The 19,910-nt window shown below is 57.5% G+C and carries 21 protein-coding genes; 6 read left to right on the top strand and 15 right to left on the bottom strand.

Features of this window, described 5'->3' with window-relative positions:
- The first annotated feature begins 15 nt into the window (after positions 1-15).
- Complete coding sequence (locus M0R30_RS05720) at positions 16-1,473, top strand: PAS domain S-box protein (protein ID WP_292544509.1); 1,458 nt, start codon at positions 16-18, stop codon at positions 1,471-1,473.
- On the opposite strand, the gene sepS is transcribed toward M0R30_RS05720, so the two are convergent.
- Genes sepS through M0R30_RS05675 form a run of 9 tightly spaced genes read right to left on the bottom strand, consistent with a single transcriptional unit; the run spans position 1,474 to position 9,983 of the window.
- Positions 1,474-3,057: an O-phosphoserine--tRNA ligase gene (gene sepS, locus M0R30_RS05715; protein ID WP_292544506.1), complete on the bottom strand. Its 1,584-nt coding sequence runs from the start codon at positions 3,055-3,057 to the stop codon at positions 1,474-1,476.
- Complete coding sequence (twy1, locus tag M0R30_RS05710; protein WP_292544502.1) at positions 3,054-3,953, bottom strand: 4-demethylwyosine synthase TYW1; 900 nt, start codon at positions 3,951-3,953, stop codon at positions 3,054-3,056. Before twy1 ends, sepS begins: the two co-directional genes overlap by 4 nt.
- Positions 3,934-5,598 carry an arginine--tRNA ligase gene (gene argS, locus M0R30_RS05705; protein ID WP_292544500.1) on the bottom strand — a complete coding sequence of 555 codons (1,665 nt, stop codon included), beginning with the start codon at positions 5,596-5,598 and terminating at the stop codon, positions 3,934-3,936. The genes twy1 and argS overlap by 20 nt, the downstream gene beginning before the upstream one ends.
- Positions 5,599-6,870, bottom strand: coding sequence for a peptide chain release factor aRF-1 (gene prf1, locus M0R30_RS05700; protein ID WP_292544499.1), 1,272 nt, complete (start codon positions 6,868-6,870; stop codon positions 5,599-5,601).
- 38 nt (positions 6,871-6,908) lie between these two features.
- Positions 6,909-7,814, bottom strand: a complete 906-nt coding sequence (locus M0R30_RS05695; RefSeq protein WP_292544497.1) for an alpha/beta hydrolase — start codon at positions 7,812-7,814, stop codon at positions 6,909-6,911.
- Positions 7,814-8,311 (bottom strand): NUDIX hydrolase, encoded by a 498-nt coding sequence (locus tag M0R30_RS05690; protein WP_292544494.1) that lies wholly within the window; start codon positions 8,309-8,311, stop codon positions 7,814-7,816. The genes M0R30_RS05695 and M0R30_RS05690 overlap by 1 nt, the downstream gene beginning before the upstream one ends.
- On the bottom strand, positions 8,312-8,977 hold the full coding sequence (gene queC / locus M0R30_RS05685; protein WP_292544786.1) for a 7-cyano-7-deazaguanine synthase QueC: 666 nt from the start codon (positions 8,975-8,977) through the stop codon (positions 8,312-8,314). It abuts the gene before it with no gap.
- A complete protein-coding gene (locus M0R30_RS05680) occupies positions 8,977-9,582 on the bottom strand; it encodes a radical SAM protein (RefSeq protein WP_292544492.1) in 606 nt (201 codons plus the stop codon). The genes queC and M0R30_RS05680 overlap by 1 nt, the downstream gene beginning before the upstream one ends.
- A complete protein-coding gene (locus M0R30_RS05675) occupies positions 9,579-9,983 on the bottom strand; it encodes a 6-carboxytetrahydropterin synthase (RefSeq protein ID WP_292544489.1) in 405 nt (134 codons plus the stop codon). Before M0R30_RS05675 ends, M0R30_RS05680 begins: the two co-directional genes overlap by 4 nt.
- Positions 9,984-10,149: 166 nt before the next feature.
- On the opposite strand from M0R30_RS05675, the gene M0R30_RS05670 reads away from it, so the two are divergent.
- The 4 genes from M0R30_RS05670 to M0R30_RS05655 all read left to right on the top strand — a co-directional run bounded on the left by M0R30_RS05670 (position 10,150) and on the right by M0R30_RS05655 (position 13,989).
- On the top strand, positions 10,150-10,578 hold the full coding sequence (locus M0R30_RS05670) for a 30S ribosomal protein S12 (RefSeq protein ID WP_292544486.1): 429 nt from the start codon (positions 10,150-10,152) through the stop codon (positions 10,576-10,578).
- A gap of 5 nt (positions 10,579-10,583) precedes the next feature.
- Positions 10,584-11,162 carry a 30S ribosomal protein S7 gene (locus M0R30_RS05665; RefSeq protein ID WP_292544484.1) on the top strand — a complete coding sequence of 193 codons (579 nt, stop codon included), beginning with the start codon at positions 10,584-10,586 and terminating at the stop codon, positions 11,160-11,162.
- Between the two features lie 25 nt (positions 11,163-11,187).
- On the top strand, positions 11,188-13,383 hold the full coding sequence (locus M0R30_RS05660; protein WP_292544482.1) for an elongation factor EF-2: 2,196 nt from the start codon (positions 11,188-11,190) through the stop codon (positions 13,381-13,383).
- 81 nt (positions 13,384-13,464) lie between these two features.
- Positions 13,465-13,989, top strand: a complete 525-nt coding sequence (locus M0R30_RS05655; protein WP_292544479.1) for a GTP-binding protein — start codon at positions 13,465-13,467, stop codon at positions 13,987-13,989.
- A gap of 55 nt (positions 13,990-14,044) precedes the next feature.
- Here the strand turns inward: M0R30_RS05655 and M0R30_RS05650 are convergent, their stop codons facing one another.
- The 5 genes from M0R30_RS05650 to M0R30_RS05630 form a co-directional block, all read right to left on the bottom strand.
- The gene (locus M0R30_RS05650; RefSeq protein WP_292544476.1) at positions 14,045-14,518 is read right to left on the bottom strand and encodes a peptidylprolyl isomerase; all 474 of its coding nucleotides are present in this window, start codon (positions 14,516-14,518) and stop codon (positions 14,045-14,047) included.
- 59 nt (positions 14,519-14,577) lie between these two features.
- Entirely contained in the window at positions 14,578-15,231 is a 654-nt protein-coding gene (locus tag M0R30_RS05645) for a peptidylprolyl isomerase (RefSeq protein ID WP_366513116.1), read from the bottom strand.
- A 62-nt stretch (positions 15,232-15,293) separates the two neighbouring features.
- The gene (locus M0R30_RS05640) at positions 15,294-15,971 is read right to left on the bottom strand and encodes a hypothetical protein (RefSeq protein WP_292544474.1); all 678 of its coding nucleotides are present in this window, start codon (positions 15,969-15,971) and stop codon (positions 15,294-15,296) included.
- 1 nt (position 15,972) lies between these two features.
- Positions 15,973-17,541 (bottom strand): PEGA domain-containing protein, encoded by a 1,569-nt coding sequence (locus M0R30_RS05635; protein WP_292544471.1) that lies wholly within the window; start codon positions 17,539-17,541, stop codon positions 15,973-15,975.
- Positions 17,542-17,609: 68 nt separating this feature from the next.
- Positions 17,610-18,785: a PLP-dependent aminotransferase family protein gene (locus M0R30_RS05630; RefSeq protein ID WP_292544470.1), complete on the bottom strand. Its 1,176-nt coding sequence runs from the start codon at positions 18,783-18,785 to the stop codon at positions 17,610-17,612.
- Positions 18,786-18,911: 126 nt separating this feature from the next.
- On the opposite strand from M0R30_RS05630, the gene M0R30_RS05625 reads away from it, so the two are divergent.
- Positions 18,912-19,352, top strand: coding sequence for a C-GCAxxG-C-C family protein (locus M0R30_RS05625; protein ID WP_292544467.1), 441 nt, complete (start codon positions 18,912-18,914; stop codon positions 19,350-19,352).
- A gap of 91 nt (positions 19,353-19,443) precedes the next feature.
- On the opposite strand, the gene M0R30_RS05620 is transcribed toward M0R30_RS05625, so the two are convergent.
- Positions 19,444-19,569, bottom strand: a complete 126-nt coding sequence (locus tag M0R30_RS05620) for a hypothetical protein (protein WP_292544465.1) — start codon at positions 19,567-19,569, stop codon at positions 19,444-19,446.
- Positions 19,570-19,910 lie beyond the last annotated feature (341 nt).

The raw sequence follows: 19,910 nt of genomic DNA, 5'->3' as shown, positions 1-19,910 counted from the left end.
GGATAAATATATTTTATGATCTCACTGCTCCACGTCGATTCCGACATGGCTCTTCAGGCGGCCCTCAAAGAGTACCTCGACAGTTGCGGCGGGATCTCTGTTGTCCCGATCAATTCAGCACCCGAAGCCATCGACCTGCTCCGGACAACCTGGTTCGATATCATTGTCTCCGAATACCGGTTGCCCGCAACGGATGGCCAGACCTTTCTTGAAGTGTTGCGGCGCAATGAGAAGAACCGGACCCCGTTCATCTTCTTTGCAAAGAAGGCAGACCACAAGGCCGTGATCAATGCCCTGAATACCGGTGCCACCTTCTATGTGCTCAAGGGCCGGGAGCCAAAAAAAGAGTTCATGGTCCTCAAACATTTCATCTACCAGGCGATCCAGCAGAGACGGCTGGAAGACGACCTCAGGGAGCGGGAGAAGCAGTACCGCAGTGTTGTCGAGGACCAGTCGGAATTTATCTTCCGGTTCCTCCCGGATGGCACGATTGTCTTTGCCAATGATGCATATTGTACGTATTTCGATAAACCCCATGACGTGATCGTGGGAAGGAACATCCTGGAAAGTATCTCTCCGGACCACCGGGAAGCGTTCTTCAGCCAGTTGCGAAGCCTGACCCGGGAGAACCCGGTCCGGACATTTGATTCGCGCATGCTCTCCAGTGATGGAACGACCCTCTGGCAGCAGTGGAGCTACCGGGCTCTTTTCAGCGATCAGTCGCAGCCCACCGAATACCAGGCGGTTGGACGGGACATCACTGCCCAGAAAAATACGGAATTTGCCCTTGTGGAGGCCCACCGGAACCTGGGTGTGATGAACACCATCACCCGTCATGATGTCCTCAACCAGCTCACCGCGGTCTTCAGCTACCTGGAACTTGCCCGGCAATCCCCCACGGGGGGGAAGGTGGATGAATATCTCGACAAGGCGTGCCATGCGGCGGAGACCATCCGCGGGCAGATCATCTTCACCAAGGAGTACCAGGAGATCGGCAGCAATGCCGCCCAGTGGCAGAGCATGGATGTGCTGGTGAAAAAAGCCATATCGGGGGTGGACCTTTCCGGTATCCGTATCGATTATCCTCGTGACAATCTTGGGATCTTTGCGGACCCCCTCGTGGAGAAGGTGTTCTACAACCTGGTGGAAAATTCCCTCCGCCATGGCAAGACGGTATCAGAGATCCGTATCTCCTGGTGCGAAGGTGCGGACGGCCTGGTGATCGTGTACGAAGACAACGGCGTCGGCGTGCCGGACGGAGTGAAAGAGAAGATATTCCGGCGTGAATACTTCCAGAACACCGGGCTTGGCCTGTACCTTATCCGCGAGATCCTTGCGATCACCGGTATCCGGATCCGGGAATGCGGGATACCGGGTAAGGGGGCGAGGTTTGAGATGGATGTTCCGCCGGGCAATTACGGATTCAAGACTGACGAGGATCTGTCGGAACCTGATCCGGAAAAAAAGGAATAATCAGGGAATAACTTCCGAGCGGACCGAGAGGAAGACCGGTCCGCGGACATCGACTTTCTTCTTATTGTCGGTGACAAAGCGCATTGCGTACTCCTCGATTTTCAGGTTGATATCGCTTGGGAGTTTTGCCATCTTTACCTGGACCAGTGTCCCTTTCCCGCACCGGGCTGCATCCTCGATCCGTGCTGCGGCAAGGGCCGATACCGCAGAGAGATAGGAGATGCCGGTCGGCACCCCCTCGGTCCGTACCTGCTGCCACTTCTCTGCATCGGGGACCCCGAGGACCGAGCCCTCGTGGACAAAGATCTCGTTGGCGCAGGCCGGGCCGCAGAGTTTCGCGTTGGACTCGGTCTCTTCCACCACGACCTTCACCTTCATGCCCCCCATCGATCCCTCCCAGGCATCGAAAGCACACGGGCCCTGCGCAGCCCCGTTTGCGGCAGCGGTTTTTGCGATCGCAGCGGCGAGCATCTTGCCCTCCGCCGAGACCGGCTCCTCGCGCAGGTGCACAGCCCGGGTAATCTCCCGGTCGCTCAGGGACCCGGGGAAGAACTGGGGGTAGCAGAGTTGTCGGACATCGTTCGCATTGTACGCGATCATCGCCAGCCGCTCGACACCGAGGCCAAGGTTCATGACCGGGACACCGACCCCATACTCGGCAAGTGCCGAGGGGGAGTACATGCCAAAGGTTGCTACCTCTACCCAGCCATGGACCGGGTGGCGGGCATATACTTCAGTCTGGGAATCCGGCATGTAATACTTGGAGCGCTTCTCATCCGGCTGGAACCGGAAATCGGTGTACCCGAATGCGGAGAGGAGCGCTTCGCTCACCGCTTTTCCATCGTCGATTGTCACATCGTCACCGGCAACGATACAGGACGCGGAGTGGTAGGTCATGAGCCGGGTCGGCCCTTCTGCCTGCTCGCGCCGGAAACAACGGTCCACCGAGAAGAGCCGGAGGGGGAGCGGTCTCTTGTCCCAGATGGAACCGAGCGTCATGAACCAGCCGCTTGTCATGTGGCTGCGGAGGGTTGAACGCGAGGACTCCGGGGCAAGCTCGCGGAACTCCGGGAAGACGGCATCGAGGATATGGACAACGACCCCGTCATCGGTCTCGAGGACCTTGGAGAGCTCGAAGGTCAGCTCGTCGCCATCGATCTCGGATTTCTTGTACGCATGGAGTGTTTCGCGGAGCTTCTCCTCGGTTGCGGAGGGCATCGTCTTGCTGAGAATCGCGTTGATCTTGTCGAGCCGGTCCCGGGCGATCCCCACGTTCGGCCGCGGGAGGCCGCCAAGGTAGAAGACGCGGTCGAGCACCGCCATCGCTTCAGGCCCGAACTGCCGGTAGATGTCCTTTTCATCGATGATGACCGGGACTTCTGCCTCATCGAACCCCATCGAGAGGTAGGTCTCGCGAAGGCGGTTGATGGTGGCAAAGACCGGGTGCGCCTGCGCACGCTTGTAGACCCTGCACGGGTAGGTATCATCATGGGCTGCCGGTGTCAGGACCGATGGCCCGTCATGCCATGCCCCTTCGAAATTCTCGTGTGATTTTCGTTTCCAGTCCTCGGGATTGAATCTCATGTCATATGCTCCAGCACTACCACTCTGCTCAGTGTGTTCTCATCCTTGAACCGGTAATCGCACGCGGCTGCGATCTTCTCCGCAAATGACCGCACCTCGGCGTGCTCCGGCATGTTCTCTCTTGCCAACCGGTTTCTACTGTATCCCAGATACATATATCCCTTTATTTCCACAAAACTTGCGCCCGACTCCTGCAGGATCGTGGCATACCGCTCCGGGGCGAAATCGTTGAGGCCTTTCACGAGCGTGACCCGGATCGCCGACCTGCGGGAACGGAGGAGACGGAGGCTCTCCTGCACCCGCTCCCAGTAGTCCCCGAGCGGGCGGCAGACGGCCATGTAGGTATCCTTGTCCGGTGCATCGAGCGAAACGTACATCTGGAACGGATGGCATCTTTTGAGCATATCCGGGTTAGTACCATTGCTGACCAGGAACGTGGTGTACCCTTTGCTGTTGAAGAGGTCGATGAGTTCCGGGAGTTGTGAGTAGAGCGTCGGCTCGCCGGAGAGGGAGATAGCGACATGCTTCGGGTCGAGCGCCTCCTGCCACCGCTCCTCCGTCACCGTATTGTCAAGCACCGCGTTGTAGCCGGCGAGCGCCTTCTTCTGGTACTTATGGATGCCGGCAAGGATTGTCTCCGGGGGGCACTCCTCCGCCTCTTTCGGCTCGTGCTCAAACGACCGCCAGCAGAAAAGGCAGCGCTGGTTGCAGCGCAGGGTCGGGGTCATCTGGACGCAGCGGTGGCTGTCGATCCCGTAGAACTGGTGCTTGTAGCACATGTCCCCGCCGGCCAGCGCCCGTTTGCACCACATGCAGGGTTTGAGCGCTGCTGACGAGGCCTTTGAAAAAAACTGGTACCCCTGTTTCCTCAGGGGGTCACATGGATCGGATGGCATCGATCCCGAGCGTTTCGAGGGACTCTTTCAAGGTGTTCTGCACCGCTTTTACCAGCGTCAGCCGGCGGTCCCGTACTTTTCCTTCACTCTTCAGTACCGGCTCGAAGTGATAGAAGGTGTTGAACGTGTCTGCAAGTTCCCGGGCATAGGTGGCAAGGATGTGCGGCCGGAGTTCGGCAACGACCTTTTCGATGGTCATGGGGAACTTTGCGATCTGTTTTGCGAGTATGATCTCCTGCTCGGTCTCCATATCATAGCACTCGGCAAACTCCCCGGCTTTCTCAAGGATGCTGCAGGCCCGGGCATGGGCGTACTGGATGTAGGGGCCGCTCTGGCGTTCAAAGTCCAGCGCCTCCTTCCAGTCAAAGACCGTGCTCTTCTCCGGTGAGACTTTCACGATATCGTAGCGGATCGCTGCAAGCCCGACGGATTGTGCGATCGAGCGCCGTGTCGCTTCATCAAGCTCCGGCCTCCGGGTTGTTACCTCATCAAAGGCACGTTTCCGGATCTCGGCGATGAGGTCATCGGCAGAGACGAACTTGCCGGCCCGGGTACTCATCGAACCTTCCGGCAGGGAGACGAACTCGAAGTGGACGATCTCCGGGACTTTCTCTCCAAGGATTTTCATGGTGCACTGGAGCTGTGCACCAATCAGCTTGTGGTCAGCGCCAAGGACATCGATGACGCGATCGAAGTTTGCGCCTTTCCAGGCATGGAACGCGAGGTCACGGGCTGCGTAAACAGAAGTGCCGTCACTCCGCCGGATGACATACTTATTCTCGAACCCGAATTCAGAGAGGTCAAGGTAGAGTGTCTCATCCTCGTGGGCCTGCGGCATCCTCTTGAGCTTGTTGATAATCCGCTCCGTGTTCCCGTTCCGGATAAAGTCGCTCTCCCAGACGAACCGGTCATGGGCAACGTTGAGGTCCTTCATCGTGACCCTGAACCCGTCAAGGCAGCGGGCCACCTCTTTCCTGAACTTCCTGACCGTTGCCGGGTCACCGTTCTCAACGAGCTGCATAAGGGTGTTCACCTGCTGGGTGATCCCCTCATCCTTTTCGATCTCGCGGTTTGCCGCAATATACACCCGGGCAATGTGGGCGTCCTCTTTCTCTCCCGGATACTGGGCACTGTCAAGGTTGTCGAACCCCCAGACCACGATTGCGATCTGGCGGCCCATGTCATTGACATAATACTGCACCTCAAGCGGGTACCCTGCCTTACGGAATACACGGGCGAGGGTGTCGCCAATGATCGAGTTCCGGATGTGCCCGACATGGAGGGGACCGTTCGGGTTGGCGCTGGTGTGTTCGAGGACAACCCGCGTGGTCTTCTTTTCGAGGTTACCGTACCCGGGCTGGACCGCGGCTTTGAGCATCTCGCTGACGTACGCGTTGCCTAATATGAAATTGATGTACGGCCCCGTGGCCTCAATCGTCATGCCGGAAAGTTCCGGGCGCTTTTTTAACTCATCAACAAGATCCTGTGCAATTTTGACCGGGGCCTGCTTTTTCTGTTTCGCCAGGGCAAACGCCACGGTCGATGCGAGGTCCGCATGCTCTCCCCCGTTGGTCAGGAGCGCATCCGCAGCGCCGCTGGTCTCTTTGATTGCGGTCTCAATGGTAATGAACACGTCATGAAGCATTTAGTATCCCGTCCTGTAGCGGAGGATTGCTGCAATCCCGCCGAATGCCGAGAAGAGGATCGATCCCTCCTCGAAATCATCCGAGATGATCTCGACCTTCGCGCTGCTCTGGTCGGCAAGTTTTGTCAGTTCGTCAATGATATCGATCTCTTCTTCAAGAACGATCGGGGCCGTGCATTTCGGGCAGTTCCCGAGGGAAATATCCGCAATGGTTTTTCCCGGCTCAACATTCACGGTCTTCTCGCTCGTGTAGTCGCAGCTCTGGCACTTGATCTTCAGCCGCGACTTGCGGAGGTTTCCCGAGAGGAGGAGGATATCGACGGCACCGATCTCAAGGTTGCGCCGGATACTTTCCTCGCCGTACGCGGCAAGCCCGTCGTCCTTGACAAGTTCCCTGAGGAACCGTTCCATGAACCCCTTCTCCTTGATCACGGTCATGCCCTTGAGGGCATCCTTTGCCGCGTCCACGAGCTCCGCGAGCCCGTCCTCGTTGGTGTAAGCGACATCGAAGAGGCCGATGATCCGTTTCTGGACCTCATGGTGGAGATATGCTCCCTTCTCGAACTCCTCTTTGGTCGGGCTCGGTCCCCCGATAAGGACGCCTTTGAACCGTTGGAAAAAATCTTTCTCGGCAAGGAAGATCGCGCTCGACCGCTCGCCGATTTTTGTATAGAACTCGTCGATGGCGATCTCGCGCAGGCGCCCGAACCGGGCTGCCGACTGGCCGCCTTTCCGCATCTTGCCCGGCACGGTTGAGTTCGCCCCGCCCATCGGTTCGATCCGGTTGCCCCGCAGGAATCCCCAGTATGCTTCACGCTTGTCGAGGACGAGCAGGCCGTACACGTACTTCTCCTCGAGCATCTGCCTGAGGGGTTCGAGCTCGAAGTTGGAGCTGCACCGGTACATGTAGAGGTTGAGGGCTTCCGGTGGTTCGATGATCGTGCACTGGAGGTCGGTCCGGTCGCCGTAGAGCTTCACCGTGCCGCAGAAGACGGCGATACCTTTCTCGGGGGGGCGCTTGTAGTACTTGAGGCGGGAGAGGATGGAGGAGATCGCGCTCTGGACATTCGTCCGCGTCTGCTTGCTCTTGATGTTCGCGCACTGCCCGAACTCGTCCTTGAGCTGGTTGGTCACATCATAGATCTGCTTGTCGGGAGGAATGTAGAGCGTGATCAGCTCCGTCCCGTCCCCCTGCTGCGACTGGAGCTTCTCCAGCGTCTTTTTGAATTCATAGCGCTTCCGCGCATCGTCCATCTCCACAACTTCAGCCATTGCCGGACTCAAACCTCTCTAGTAAAGCTATTACCTATTCACCCGCGGGTGGCATAAATTTGCGCCCATTGCATAATGATTGCATCATCCACGTCCGTGTTGATGCCATGGCTGCCGGAGAACTCCGTGAAGGTCTTTGGCTCCCCGGCATTCAGAAAGAGCGCTTTCCCGTTTGCAAACGGGATGATGGGGTCGGTTGCATTATGGAAGACCCAGACCGGGCGCGGGGAGATCTTCCCGATATACGTACTGGGTTCAAGCGATGCAGCGAACCGTACCGGGTCTCCCGCGAGTCCCTGCTCCAGTACCGTGTCCAGCACCCCCCAGTCGGAGGTGGAGATGCCCACGTACCCTGCCGATCCCGTGTCCACCCCCGCCGCAATGGCGGCATACCGGCCACCATTGCTCGATCCCACTGCATATACCGGGACAGAGAACCTCTCCGAGAGGAACTGCCGGGCATTGATGAGATCGCAGATCGTGAGATAATACTGCGGCCATTCACCGGACTGGAATTTTTCAAAGTCCTGCTGGATCAGCTGCTGGCCGAACGGGACACCGGGGGTCTCGCCGCCTCTCCCGCGTGTGTCGACAAAGAGGAAGGCATACCCGGCCGTTGCATACTTCACCATGCGCTCCTCATGGCCGGCAATGGTCTCGCCGGCGCCCGGCACGTATACGATGGCCGCTTTCGGTGCTGACGGTGCAGCAAGATAGGTGACTACGTCCCCGCTCTGCGTGTGCAGGGTGATCCTGGACTTCGTATAGGTCTCGTTTGAGAAGAGCACTTCAACAGTTGTGGTTGCCGGCACGCAGGTGACGGAGAGTGCGCCTTTGTCATCCACGGAATACGTGGATTTTAGTGTTGTGCCGGAACAACCGGCAAAGGCCGCGGCTGTAATGAGGACTGCAGCGAGCATAAGGAACGTAAGTGCCCGCATCATCAGCACCCCAGGCAGCGCTGGATCAGGCAGATCGTCTTCCCGTCAACAATGCTGCCATCGCGGATCATCCCCGGAAGATCACGGACGGCAACATCGATCACCTCGATCACCTCATCCTCGTCTTTCCCGTACTCCTGCGATGGCGAAAGGTCCCGGGCCTCGAACAGGAAGATCTTCTCGTCCGTGAAGCCGGGGGTCGTATAGATAAACCCCTTCGGGACAATGGTCTTTGCCGCAAAACCTGTTTCCTCGATCAGTTCCCGCCCCGCTGTGACAAGGGGCTCCTCGCCCTGTTCCATGGTGCCGGCCGGTACTTCGAGGATGTACTGGTCGATCGCATAGCGGTACTGCTTCAGGAGCTTGCACCGGTCCCCTTCAATGGGGAAGATCGCGACCGCATTGGACGGGTGGACGATCACCTTCTCCCGTTCGGTCCCCGTAGGGAGCCGGATGGTCTTCGTCTCGATCCAGAGGCGCCTGCCGCGGAAGATCTCCATTTATCCCTCGTACTCGATGGGATCCCGGATCCCCATGGCATCGAACGCCTCTTTCCGGAAGTGGCAGGACCCGCAGGTACCGCAGGCTTTCCCCTCGTTCCGGTAGCAGGACCAGGTGTGTTCGTAGGGCACGCCAAGCCGGATACCCTCGCGCAGGATATCGGTCTTGGTCATTTTTATGAACGGCGTGAAGAGCGTGATCTTCGTGGTGTCCTTAGTCCCGAGGTCGATCACCTTCTGGAACGCTGCAATAAACTCCGGGCGACAGTCCGGGTAGCCGCTGTAGTCGAGCGACTGGACGCCGATGAAGATCGCGTCTGCACTCTGCGCCTCGGCAAAACTCGTTGCAATCGCAAGCAGGTTCGCGTTCCTGAACGGCACGTACGTGTTGGGCATGTGGGCCCGGGCCGGGTCAAACTCCTCGACTGCGATCTCCTTGTCTGTCAGGCTGCTCGCCCCGAACTTCGTGAAATAATCGAGATTGATCTCGACAAAGGCTTGTGCGTCCAGCAGTCCCGCGATCTTCTTTGCGCTCGTGAGTTCCTTTCCTTCCGTCCGCTGACCGTAGTTCAGGTGCAGGGCCAGGATATCGAAGCCTTTGCTCTTTGCAACATACGCGAGCGTGGAGGAGTCCATTCCCCCTGAGAGTAAACATACCGCCTTCATCATTTCACCCCGATGAGCTTGTGGAGCTGGATCTGGAACCGGATCGGCAGGTTATTAACAAGGATAAAATTTGTAATTTTTGTGTAGTCCGTGCCAAAGACCGGTGAGAAGAAGATCTCCCCCGCAATCCGGTGCGTATTCATGACCTCCTGCGCGTACTGGCAGTCCGTCTCATCGTTCACGACAAACTTGACACTGTCCTGCGGCCGGATCTTTTCAAGTAACGCCAGGTCACTTTGCTCTCCGGACGAGGGGCACTTTACGTCCATGCAGACCGATGCGTACTGCTGAAGACAGGAAAAGTCGATCGTCCCGTTCGTCTCGATATCGATCGCTGTCCCCCGCTTGTGCAGCGAGGCCAGGAGGGGTTCGAGCGCATCCGCTTGGATGAGCGGTTCTCCTCCCGTAATACAGACATACGGGGGATTGATGCGCCAGACCTGTTCGAGCACGGAGTCAAGGCTCATCGTCACGCCGTCCCGTGCGTATGTCGTGTCGCACCAGGTGCAGTTGAGGTTGCAGCCCGCAAGCCGGATGAACAGGCAGGGCTTCCCCTGGTTTTTGCCTTCACCCTGAAGGCTCAAAAAAATCTCTGCGATCTTCATTCTTTAAGCTCAGCGCAGGATGTCGGGGATTCCCAGACCCGGATCTTCGGTACTGTTGCTTTTATCCCCTGTTCCCGGCAGACCGCGTAGAGATCCTCGCGGATGATCGATGCGATCAGTTCACTGGTCGGATCGCCGGGCGTTGTGATCACCGGGTTGAACTTACGGATGCAGGGCACCATCGGGTCATCCTGGTTGAGGATGATCTGGTGATCGTACTTGCCGATGACCTGCTTGATCAGGGTGTAATCGATCAGGATTTGCGTGGCCGGATCCGGCTCCCCCTCCATCCAGACCTCCACCTTCCACCGGTGCCCATGGAGGTTGGCGCACTTCCCCTTGTAATGGAGCAGACGGTGGCTGGTATCAATCTGCACCTCTTTATAGATCCCGACTTTCATTGATCAACATTTGGGTTCTGGAGGATAAAATGTTATTATGGCTGAGGATCAATAGTATAAGACAGGCAGGTGGAGTGCCACAATTTATAAATCGGTTCCCCGCGTTAGTACATATCCCAATGTGGGTTATCGATAACCACAAAATCAATTTAAAAGAGGCTATTTAATGGGACAGGGTAAATTTGCAGCCAGAAAACTGGTTCGGGACTCAAATAAGTTCCGGTGGGCAGACAAGAATTACGCCCGCCGCGAGCTCAATCTTGATGTGAAGTCAGACCCGTGCGAGGGTGCTCCACAAGCGAGAGGTATCGTGCTTGAGAAGATCGGTGTCGAGGCAAAACAGCCCAACTCCGCGATCCGGAAGTGTGTGCGTGTCCAGCTGATTAAGAACGGCCGGCAGGTCAGCGCATTCGCCGTAGGCGATGGCGCCATCAACTTTATCGATGAACACGATGAAGTCGAGATTGAGGGCATCGGTGGCCGTCTCGGCCGGTCCATGGGAGATATCCCGGGTGTCCGGTACGTGGTCACTAAGGTGAACAACGTCTGCCTCCACGAGATGGTCATCGGCAGGAAAGAGAAACCGCGCAGGTGATTTGGATGTCAGAAGCAGCCGGAAAGAAACTCCTGTTCAACAAATGGGATGCCTCCGAAGTCAAGGTCAACGACCCCAGCCTCACACGCTACGTTACCCTCACCTCCCAGATCATCCCCCACTCCTGCGGCAAGTTTTCGCGCCAGGAATTTGGTAAGAGCAACATGATGATTGTCGAGCGGTTGATCAACCGCCTGATGCAGACCGAGAATAATACCGGAAAGAAAGAGCTGGCCATCCGGATCGTGCGGGAAGCATTCGAGATCATCAACAAGAAGACCAAGCGCAACCCGATCGAGGTGCTGGTCGAAGCAATCGGCAATTCAGGTCCCCGTGAAGAGACCGTCCGCTTAAAATACGGTGGTATCAACGTTCCGAAATCAGTCGACACTGCACCTATGCGCAGGGTCGACACGGCAATCCACTTCATCGCCGAAGCAACACTGAAGGGGTCCAGCACCAGCAAGAAGAGCGCCAGTGCAGTTCTCGCCGATGAAATCATCGCCGCCTCAAAGGGCGACATGAAGTGTTACTCGGTAGGTAAAAAGGAAGAACGCGAGCGGATCGCGAAGTCCGCCCGTTAATCACATCTTTTTTGAGGTTATTTTCATGGTCCGCGGCAAAAAATCAGTTGAGCGCGTAACTGAGCTCATGAAGGATCCGAAGCACATTCGGAACATCGGTATTGTAGCCCATATCGATCACGGTAAGACCACACTCTCCGACAACCTGCTATCCGGTGCCGGTATCATATCAGAAGAGCTTGCAGGCAGGCAGCTCTTCATGGACTCGGATGCGGAAGAGCAGGCCCGTGGTATCACCATCGACGCGTCCAACGTTTCAATGGTGCACGAGTACGAGGGTCAGGATTACTTAATCAATATGATCGATACGCCCGGTCACGTTGACTTCGGTGGCGACGTCACTCGTGCCATGCGTGCGGTCGACGGCGCGGTCGTGCTCGTCGATGCAGTCGAGGGCACGATGCCCCAGACCGAGACCGTGCTCCGGCAGGCATTGAAGGAGCAGGTCCGCCCGGTACTCTTCATCAACAAGGTCGACCGGCTCGTCAACGAGCTGAAAGTCGATGAAACGGAGATGCAGATCCGGCTCGGTAAAGTAATTGACAAGGTCAACAAGTTGATCAAGGGCATGAACGAGGAGTCCTACAACAACGGCTGGAAACTCGATGCATCCGAGGGTACCGTTGCTTTCGGTTCCGCGCTCTACAACTGGGCTGTTTCGGTGCCCTACATGAAGAAGGGTGGCGTCTCGTTCAAGGAGGTGTTCGAGAAGTGCCGTGCAGGCGATATGAAGTACCTCGCAAAGAACAGCCCGCTCTACGAAGTGGTTCTCGACATGGTCGTGCGCCACCTTCCCGATCCGCTCGTTGCCCAGCCCCGGCGTGTCAACGTCATCTGGCATGGTGACAAGACCTCGAAGGAAGGCAAGGGAATGCTCACCTGCGACCCGAATGCTCCCGTATGTATGATGGTCACCGATATCTCTTTCGACCCCCATGCGGGTGAAGTCGCCACCGGGCGTCTCTTCTCAGGCTCCCTCAAGCGGGGTGACGTGCTCTATGTGATGGGCTCGGCCAAGAAGGAGAACCGTCTCCAGCAGGTCGGTATCTTCATGGGGCCAAAACGTGTGGAAGTCGAGGAGATCGTTGCGGGGAATATCCCTGCAGTCACCGGTCTCAAGGATGCCTTTGTCGGCTCCACCATCTCCTCGCTCATGGAGATGGATACGTTTGAGTCCCTCAAGCACTACTCGGAACCGGTCATGACCGTTGCCGTAGAAGCAAAGAGTATGAAGGACCTGCCCAAACTCGTTGAAGTGCTCCGTCAGGTGGCAAAGGAAGACCCGACACTCGTCATCACCATCAACGAAGAGACGGGCGAACACCTCATCTCCGGTATGGGAGAACTGCACCTCGAGATCATCACCGGCCGTATCAAGCGCGACAAGGGTGTCGAGATTGTCACCTCCGAACCGATCGTGGTGTACCGCGAGACCGTCACCGCTAAAGTGGAAAATGTAGAAGGAAAGTCCCCGAACCGTCACAACCGCTTCTACTTTACCCTCGAGCCCCTGCCCGATGCCATTGTCGACCTGATCAAGAAGGGCGATGTCTCGATGAACCAGCAGCAGATCGAGCGCCGTGATGTCCTGGTTGCGGCAGGCATGGACAAGGACGATGCCAAGAGTGTCAAGGACATCAAGGGTACCTGCATGCTCATCGACCGGACAAAAGGTATCCAGTACCTCAATGAGACCATGGAACTGGTCATCGAGGGTATCCACGAGGCACTCGCGGGCGGTCCGCTCGCAGATGAGCCTGTCCAGAACCTCAAGATGACCCTCACCGATGTCAAGCTCCACGAGGATGCGATCCACCGTGGCCCCGCACAGGTCATCCCCGCAGTCCGTGGCGCCATCAAGGGTGGCATGCTGATTGCCGGGGACTCGCTCCTCGAGCCGGTCCAGAAGATCCAGATCACCGTCCCGATGGACCAGATGGGTGCTGCAACCTCCCAGATCCAGGGGCGGCGCGGTCAGGTCTTCGACATGGAGAGTCTGGGCGATACAATCACCGTTGTCGGTAAGGCACCGGTGGCCGAGCTCTTCGGGTTTGCCGGTGACATCCGGTCTGCAACCGAAGGCCGTGCAATGTGGAACACCGAGTTCTCCGGGTTCGAACTTGTGCCCAACAACATGGTCAAGGAAGTCGTGGTTGCCATCCGCAAGCGCAAGGGCTTAAAAGAAGTCATGCCCACCCCGAACGACTATCTCGCGGTATAAGACCGTCCCAATACCCCTATCCCAGTCCCTTTTTCAATATATTTTTGTACCTCCCTTACCGTGTAACCGAAACGGTGAACTATGAATCTCCTCAATCTTCAGCCAATGAACGGGGAGACAAAACTGAAGATTGTCATTTTTGGCGCATTCGGGGCCGGTAAGACCACGATGATCCGGACGCTCGACCCGGGTGCAACGCATATCGAGGCCAACTGTGCCGGGGGGACGACCACCGTTGCGCTTGACTTTGGGCGCATCCGGGAGGATGGGCTCGCGATCCACCTGTACGGCACGCCCGGGCAGGAGCGGTTCGGGTTCGCGCGGGAGATCGTTGCCCGGGGTATGGATGGCGCAGTCCTCCTCATCGATGTTTCGTCAACGGTGGATGAGTTCACCTGGCACCTCTCCGATTACCTGCACGGGGGAGGGGTGCCGTTTGTCGTCTTCCTGAACCATAGCGACTCCCCCGGGGCACACCCTGATGCGTTTTCCGGGCAGTTCGGGTCATCTGAAGTCCGGATGGTCTCTGCGGTGGACCGGCAGCAGTGCATGGATGCTATCCTGGAATTTGCCGCAACGCTCACGTCACGATCCCGTGGGCGATAAAAAAGGAAAATTGTGCGGGTATGTGGTCAGGAAAACTGACGCACCCTGCTGAACGTTACTCTATTGTCGCCTTGACGATAGTGACATCCTTGAGCGGCCGGTCACCATGGCCGGTCTTTGTCTTCCCGATCTTATCGACAATATCCATACCCTCGATCACTTTCCCGAACGCTGGGTGCTTGCCATCAAGGAAGTTGTTGTTAACCAGATTGATGAAAAACTGCGACCCGCCGGTGTTGGGCCCGGAGTTTGCCATGGAGATGGTGCCGCGGTCGTTCCGGTTGCCGGGCGGGAACTCATCCTTGATCGCGTAGCCCGGACCCCCCATGCCGGTCCCTTTGGGATCTCCACCCTGGATCATGAAACCGTCGATGATGCGGTGGAAGATCACGCCGTTGTAGAAGCCCTCGCGAACGAGCTTTTCGAAGTTGCCGGCCGTGATTGGCATATCGGATGCAAGATCGATCCGGATCGTACCCATATTTGTCTCAAGCCGGGCGATCTTCCCGGACGGTGCTGGAGATGTCATAATATATAGTACCTATGGGAGTTCCGGTTATATGAAAATACGCGGGAAAAAAGAGCAAATCAGACCATCACGGCACGGATGATCGTCACGTTCTGGAGCGGGCGGCTCATCGGTAACCCGGAGGTCTCCACTTTTCCGATCGCATCGACAACATCCATCCCTTCGACCACGGTGCCGAAGACCGGGTGCATGCTGTCAAGGTAATTGTTGTCCACGAGGTTGATGAAGAACTGTGACCCCCCGGTGTTGGCGCCGGCGTTTGCCATCGCGACCGTACCGCGGTTATTCCTGTTTTTACTGGTGAACTCGTCCGGGATCGTGTAGCCCGGGTCGCCGCGGCCGGTACCCGTGGGATCCCCGCCCTGGATCATAAACCCGTCCACGACGCGGTGGAACGTGATGCCGTCATAGAAGCCCTTCTGTACGAGCGCTTCGAAGTTGCCCGCGGTGATAGGCATGTCTGGATCGAGCGTGATGACGATGTTGCCCATCGAGGTCTCGAGCCGCACGTTCTTCCCGGAGAGTGTCGGGACTGCGGTCGTTGCAGGTGCTGCGGGCGACAGGGCGGCCGCAGTTGTTACTGACGGCCCCGGCGTGCCAGCCCCGGTGGCAGATTCGGTCATCACAACAGGGACGGACTGGGTACACCCCGCACAGAACACAAGTGCGGCAACAAGGAGTCCCGCTATCATCAACAATCTGACTGGTGACATTCCTATGATCGTGGGTGTTGCGGGAAAAAAGAGGTTACGGGAGATTCTCCGCGTCCGTGAAATTATTCCCTCTTCTCTTCTTCCCTGCGGGTGCCGAAGAAGAAGATGGCGCCGACAGCGAGGATCATCGATACGAGCCCTGTCAGGATGATGAGCCCGCCCTGCGATGTGTAATGGTTGTAGTCATCTGCCGACACATCGATGCCGAGGATGGCAACCGTATTGCCGGAAGAGTCGGTCACTGCGTCATCGATGGGGGCGTAGGCGCTCATGAACGAACCGTATTTGTCGGTGTACGGCTGTTTCGAGACGGTCGGGCCGGAGAGGGCGGCAAAGATTTCCATCTCGTCTGGAGCAGTTGATACCTCGCCGATCTTTGCCGAGCCCTGCGGGTCGAGTGGGGAGAGGTCGTCCACGAGGAAGATGGCGGTCCTGTTGGGGTAGACCTTCAGGATGTAGGCATTGAGGATGTTATCATCCATGCTCCGCATGTTCCGGAGGCTCTTTGCCACGGCCAGGTACTTTTCCGAGGTCTCGTCTCCCGGCTGGAGGCCGGCGAGATCGCCCGCGTGGACCTGCGTGGCCATGGCACCGACCGTGGCCTTCATTCCCATATCGGTGGCGCCCTTCAGCGCATTCTGTTCACTGGTGTAGGCAAATGTGGTGAGCGCACCGATGATGATAACAACGAGGACCGCAGCGGTCCAGAGTTTTGTTGGTTGAGAACACGAACATGTCATTTCAGGATCGCCTCCTGAGCACAGCACCGATACCGGCCGCCATCACGATCCCCCCGATGAAGATCGCAAGGGAGGGAGCGGATGCGGGTGTCGGTGTTGGTGCGGACTGCATATTGATTGCAAGCGGGGTTGTCTGCCCGGCGTTCACCGTGACAGCCTGCGTGTAATCGATATACCCCGTATACTTGAGCAGGACCTGGTGCTCCCCGGCTGCAATGCCTGTGAGCGTGGACGGGGTATATCCCTTGAACAGGTTGTCGACATAGATTTCAGCGCCGGTGGGAGTGGATACGATCTCGATTCCCCCCGTGGCCGGGACCGGTGTCGGGTTTGTGCCAATCTGGGTTAGGACGGCATTGATCGGAGTGACGACATTCGGTTGGATGTAGACCGTGTTGAGCCAGTCGTTGTATCCCGGGGCCGTCACTTTGAAGAGCCGGTTTCCGTTTGCCACGTTGTGGATCGTGAGGGTCCCGGATGACGGGATCTTCCCCTGTGAATTGCTGTCGATGAAGACACTTGCCCCGGGCAGGGACGTGACCTGGGCCGTGCCGTAGACGGCCGGTGTCAGATCGGCGTTCAGGTTCTGGTTGCTGTTGGCATTCACGTACAGTGTCGAGGTGTAATCCGTATACCCTGCAAGGGAGAGCCTGAACATGTGGCTTCCCGGGTAGAGGGTGACCGTCATCGGGGTCTTTCCCTGGTAAGATCCGTCCACGTAGATGAGGGCACCGGATGGATTTGAGCTCACACTGACCGTGCCGGTGCTGCGGGGTGCCGGCGGGGATGGCTGGAGCACCGGGTAATAGGTGGCGGTCTGGCCGGCATAGACTGAGAGCACCTGTGTGTCGGGTGTATACCCGCTCAGGGAGGCCTTCATGGAGTACGACCCGGGCGCCAGGTTCGGGATGGTGACCGGCGAATACCCGTAGAAGTTACCGTTCAGGTAGATCGCAGCCCCGGCCGGGCTGGACTGGGCATAGATCGTGCCGGTCTGCACCGGGGGTACGGTTGTCGGGGGTGTCGAGAGCGGGTTAATCGTTGAGTATACCTCGACATGTTCCCCGTCAGAAGGCATGTGGGCGGGGGATCCGGACCACGTGGTATACCCGGATTTTGAAACAGTGATCGAACTGACCGGTGTACCTGTTGGGGAGACTCCAACGGTACAAATTCCCTGGGCAATCATGCACTGGTAACTGCCATCGAAATAGACCGAGGCGCCGTCCACGTTGCAGTGGGTGTCGATGTACCCCTTACCCCCGCCGGGTTCAGTCACCGGGATCGTTACGAGTGTAATGGTAGGCTCGGTCGTTACCCGTGTGGTGGGTTCCGTTGTGACGACGGTTGTAACGGTTGTCGTGGGTATGGTTGTTGGCTCCGTTGTCTTGACCGTAGTGGGGACTGTCGTTGCTTCCGTGGTCGGTGCCGTAACCGGCTTCAGGGTCACGGTTGGCTCCATGGTGACATTCGTTCCAGGGGTATCCCCGTCAGCGGCAACCGGGACAGCAATTGCTGAACAGAATACACACAGAACAAGGATGATGAGAAGTGCACAAGGTTTTCTCAAGAGTATCTCTTCCTGTATAGATACATCGGGCGATTTCGCTATTTATGCGATCCGGTTTAAACGGGGTCCTATCGGAGAGATGCGATCACCCGCGCGAGCCGCTGCATCCCCTCCGCGATCTGCTCATCGGATGCCGACGAGAAGTTCAGCCGGAGCGTGTCCGTACCTCCCCCGTCAACATAGAACGGGAGGCCCGGCAGCACTGCAACCTTGTTCTTTACGCCCTCGTCAAAGACCCTGCGGGAGGAGAGGCCTGCGGGGAGCGTTGCCATAAGGAACATCCCGCCTTCCGGGCGGGTGTGGGTGAGCTGCGGCATCAGGTCGTCGAACAACTCGCACATCAGCCGGCATTTCCGGCCGTACGCGGCCACGATCTTCCGTATGTTTGCGTCAAGGTCATGGGTGGTGAGGTACCGGTGCAGGATCTTCTGGCAGAGGAAGTTGGAGTGGAGGTCGGCTGCCTGCTTGACGACATTGAATTTGGCAAGAATCCCCGATGGGGCATACATCCAGCCGATCCGCATCCCCGGTGCCACGGTCTTGGAGAACGAGCCGGAGATGACAGCCTGGTCGGGGACCCGGCGTTTTACCGGGAGCCGCGGCTGTGCATCGAAGAAGAGCTCGCCGAACGCATCGTCCTCATAGAAAACAGTACCGCTGCTCTCAAGGATCTCCGCGATCGCCTTGCGCTTCTCCTGCGAATAGGTCCGCCCTGAGGGGTTCTGGGAATTGGGGATGCCGTAAAAGAACTTCACCTGCGTTTTTTTAACCAGCCGTTCAAAGGCATTCAGGTCCGGGCCGTCCTCTTCGAGCGGCACGGTGTCGATCACCGGTTCGTAGAGCGAGAAGGCCTCGATCGCTCCCAGGTAGCCGGGCCGTTCCATACCCACGTGGTCGCCGGTGTTGAGGAAGAGCTTGGCAAAGAGGTCGAGGCACTGCTGAGAACCGTTGACGATCTGGATCTCGTCCGCGGTTGCCGGGACACCAAGGCGGTGGCGGTACCGGTCCGCGATAAATTCACGCAGCGGGAGGTACCCGTCGGTCGTCGTATACTGGAGCGCGACCTGCGGCTCTTCTTCCATGACCTCGCGGGTTGCCCGGGCAATACCTTCGGTATCGATGAGGGCAGAGGACGGGAGCCCCCCGGCAAAGGAGATGATCGTGGGATCGGAAGAGACCCGGAACAGTTCTTCAAGGAATGATGCGGGGGCGCGTGCAATCCTGTCTGCAAAATGGTACTGCATGATATGACCTGGAGCCTTGCGTAATCGCGGCTGGATATTGCACGTTCATTGGACTGCCGGAGAAAAAAAGGTATGGAAAACTACGGGCCGGCAATCCTTTTTTTCTCCACGGGACAACCGGTATTCATGACAACGACCAAAGGTGAGGATGCAGCCGCACTGTTTGTGGGCGGCTGGTCCTGCTCGCAGGCAGTCTGTTGTGCGTTTGCAAAGGACTTCGGCATCGATGAGAAGACTGCCCTCAGACTTTCCTGCGGCCTTGGCGGCGGGATGGGGCACACGGGGAATGCATGCGGGGCGGTCTCCGGCGCCCTGATGGTTATTGGCATGAAGTACGGGCGCATGTCGATTGAAGACCTCGCGTCCAAGGAGAAGACGTATGAGGTGGCGCAGAAGTTCGTGAAAGAATTCCGGGAGCGGAACAACTCGGTGAACTGCTCGGAGCTGCTCGGCCACGACCTCTCTGATCCCGAGAAGCTCAAGGCAGCCCGGGAGACGGGCGTCTTTAAAACGATATGCCCCAAGCTGGTCTGCGATGCAGGGGATATCCTGGAGACACTGCTGTGAGGGAGGGGGTCTTGTGGGATACCCCTGTTTCCGGGGGTGTTCCGGATTTACACTCGACCCATACGGGTCTCATGCAGTCGAAGAACTTCGTTCAGAAGAAGATATTGATCTTCTCCTGCTTCAGGTCTTTAGACCTGTAGCATTCACCGCTCATACTCCCCTCTAGGGAGTAATCGCCCTGCAAAATTATCTCCTCGTATAGGGCTCCGTTTGCCAATCGGATCCCGATTTGAAAACTCGGTTTTCTGATAGTCGCGTTTTTTTGCGAATTATAGCACACCGGATTTGCAATATGCTCGTATTGGCCTGATTATCCTCATATGGGGGACATTTCGGGCTCAAAAAACTGTCAATATAGACCCTTTTGGATGGGCGACTGCTGCCGGAACGGCAGTAGGAACTTGAGAAGAATACCGGGGGGGTTCGGATCCGGGGCCCCGGGATCGAATGATACGCCGGATGACGGGACGTCACGACGGATCGTGGCCCCGGTAACCGCCCAACAAGTGGTCGGAATCATTACGGGGATAGGGAGATGAATGGCAGGGAGTTACTGTG

This window comes from Methanoregula sp., from assembly GCF_023227875.1.
Taxonomy (GTDB): Archaea; Halobacteriota; Methanomicrobia; order Methanomicrobiales; family Methanospirillaceae; genus Methanoregula.
This window is presented reverse-complemented; position numbering and strand designations above follow the sequence as displayed.

Bases quoted from the DNA above. Each gene is read 5' to 3' on its own strand.
- M0R30_RS05660 (WP_292544482.1), top strand. From the start codon at position 11,188: ATGGTCCGCGGCAAAAAATCAGTTGAGCGCGTAACTGAGCTCATGAAG.
- M0R30_RS05650 (WP_292544476.1), bottom strand. From the start codon at position 14,518: ATGACATCTCCAGCACCGTCCGGGAAGATCGCCCGGCTTGAGACAAAT.
- argS (WP_292544500.1), bottom strand. From the start codon at position 5,598: ATGCTTCATGACGTGTTCATTACCATTGAGACCGCAATCAAAGAGACC.
- M0R30_RS05690 (WP_292544494.1), bottom strand. From the start codon at position 8,311: ATGGAGATCTTCCGCGGCAGGCGCCTCTGGATCGAGACGAAGACCATC.
- M0R30_RS05645 (WP_366513116.1), bottom strand. From the start codon at position 15,231: ATGTCACCAGTCAGATTGTTGATGATAGCGGGACTCCTTGTTGCCGCA.
- M0R30_RS05675 (WP_292544489.1), bottom strand. From the start codon at position 9,983: ATGAAAGTCGGGATCTATAAAGAGGTGCAGATTGATACCAGCCACCGT.
- M0R30_RS05630 (WP_292544470.1), bottom strand. From the start codon at position 18,785: ATGCAGTACCATTTTGCAGACAGGATTGCACGCGCCCCCGCATCATTC.
- M0R30_RS05670 (WP_292544486.1), top strand. From the start codon at position 10,150: ATGGGACAGGGTAAATTTGCAGCCAGAAAACTGGTTCGGGACTCAAAT.
- M0R30_RS05695 (WP_292544497.1), bottom strand. From the start codon at position 7,814: ATGATGCGGGCACTTACGTTCCTTATGCTCGCTGCAGTCCTCATTACA.
- twy1 (WP_292544502.1), bottom strand. From the start codon at position 3,953: ATGCCATCCGATCCATGTGACCCCCTGAGGAAACAGGGGTACCAGTTT.
- M0R30_RS05720 (WP_292544509.1), top strand. From the start codon at position 16: ATGATCTCACTGCTCCACGTCGATTCCGACATGGCTCTTCAGGCGGCC.
- sepS (WP_292544506.1), bottom strand. From the start codon at position 3,057: ATGAGATTCAATCCCGAGGACTGGAAACGAAAATCACACGAGAATTTC.
- prf1 (WP_292544499.1), bottom strand. From the start codon at position 6,870: ATGGCTGAAGTTGTGGAGATGGACGATGCGCGGAAGCGCTATGAATTC.
- M0R30_RS05680 (WP_292544492.1), bottom strand. From the start codon at position 9,582: ATGAAGATCGCAGAGATTTTTTTGAGCCTTCAGGGTGAAGGCAAAAAC.
- M0R30_RS05665 (WP_292544484.1), top strand. From the start codon at position 10,584: ATGTCAGAAGCAGCCGGAAAGAAACTCCTGTTCAACAAATGGGATGCC.
- M0R30_RS05655 (WP_292544479.1), top strand. From the start codon at position 13,465: ATGAATCTCCTCAATCTTCAGCCAATGAACGGGGAGACAAAACTGAAG.
- M0R30_RS05640 (WP_292544474.1), bottom strand. From the start codon at position 15,971: ATGACATGTTCGTGTTCTCAACCAACAAAACTCTGGACCGCTGCGGTC.
- M0R30_RS05625 (WP_292544467.1), top strand. From the start codon at position 18,912: ATGACAACGACCAAAGGTGAGGATGCAGCCGCACTGTTTGTGGGCGGC.
- queC (WP_292544786.1), bottom strand. From the start codon at position 8,977: ATGAAGGCGGTATGTTTACTCTCAGGGGGAATGGACTCCTCCACGCTC.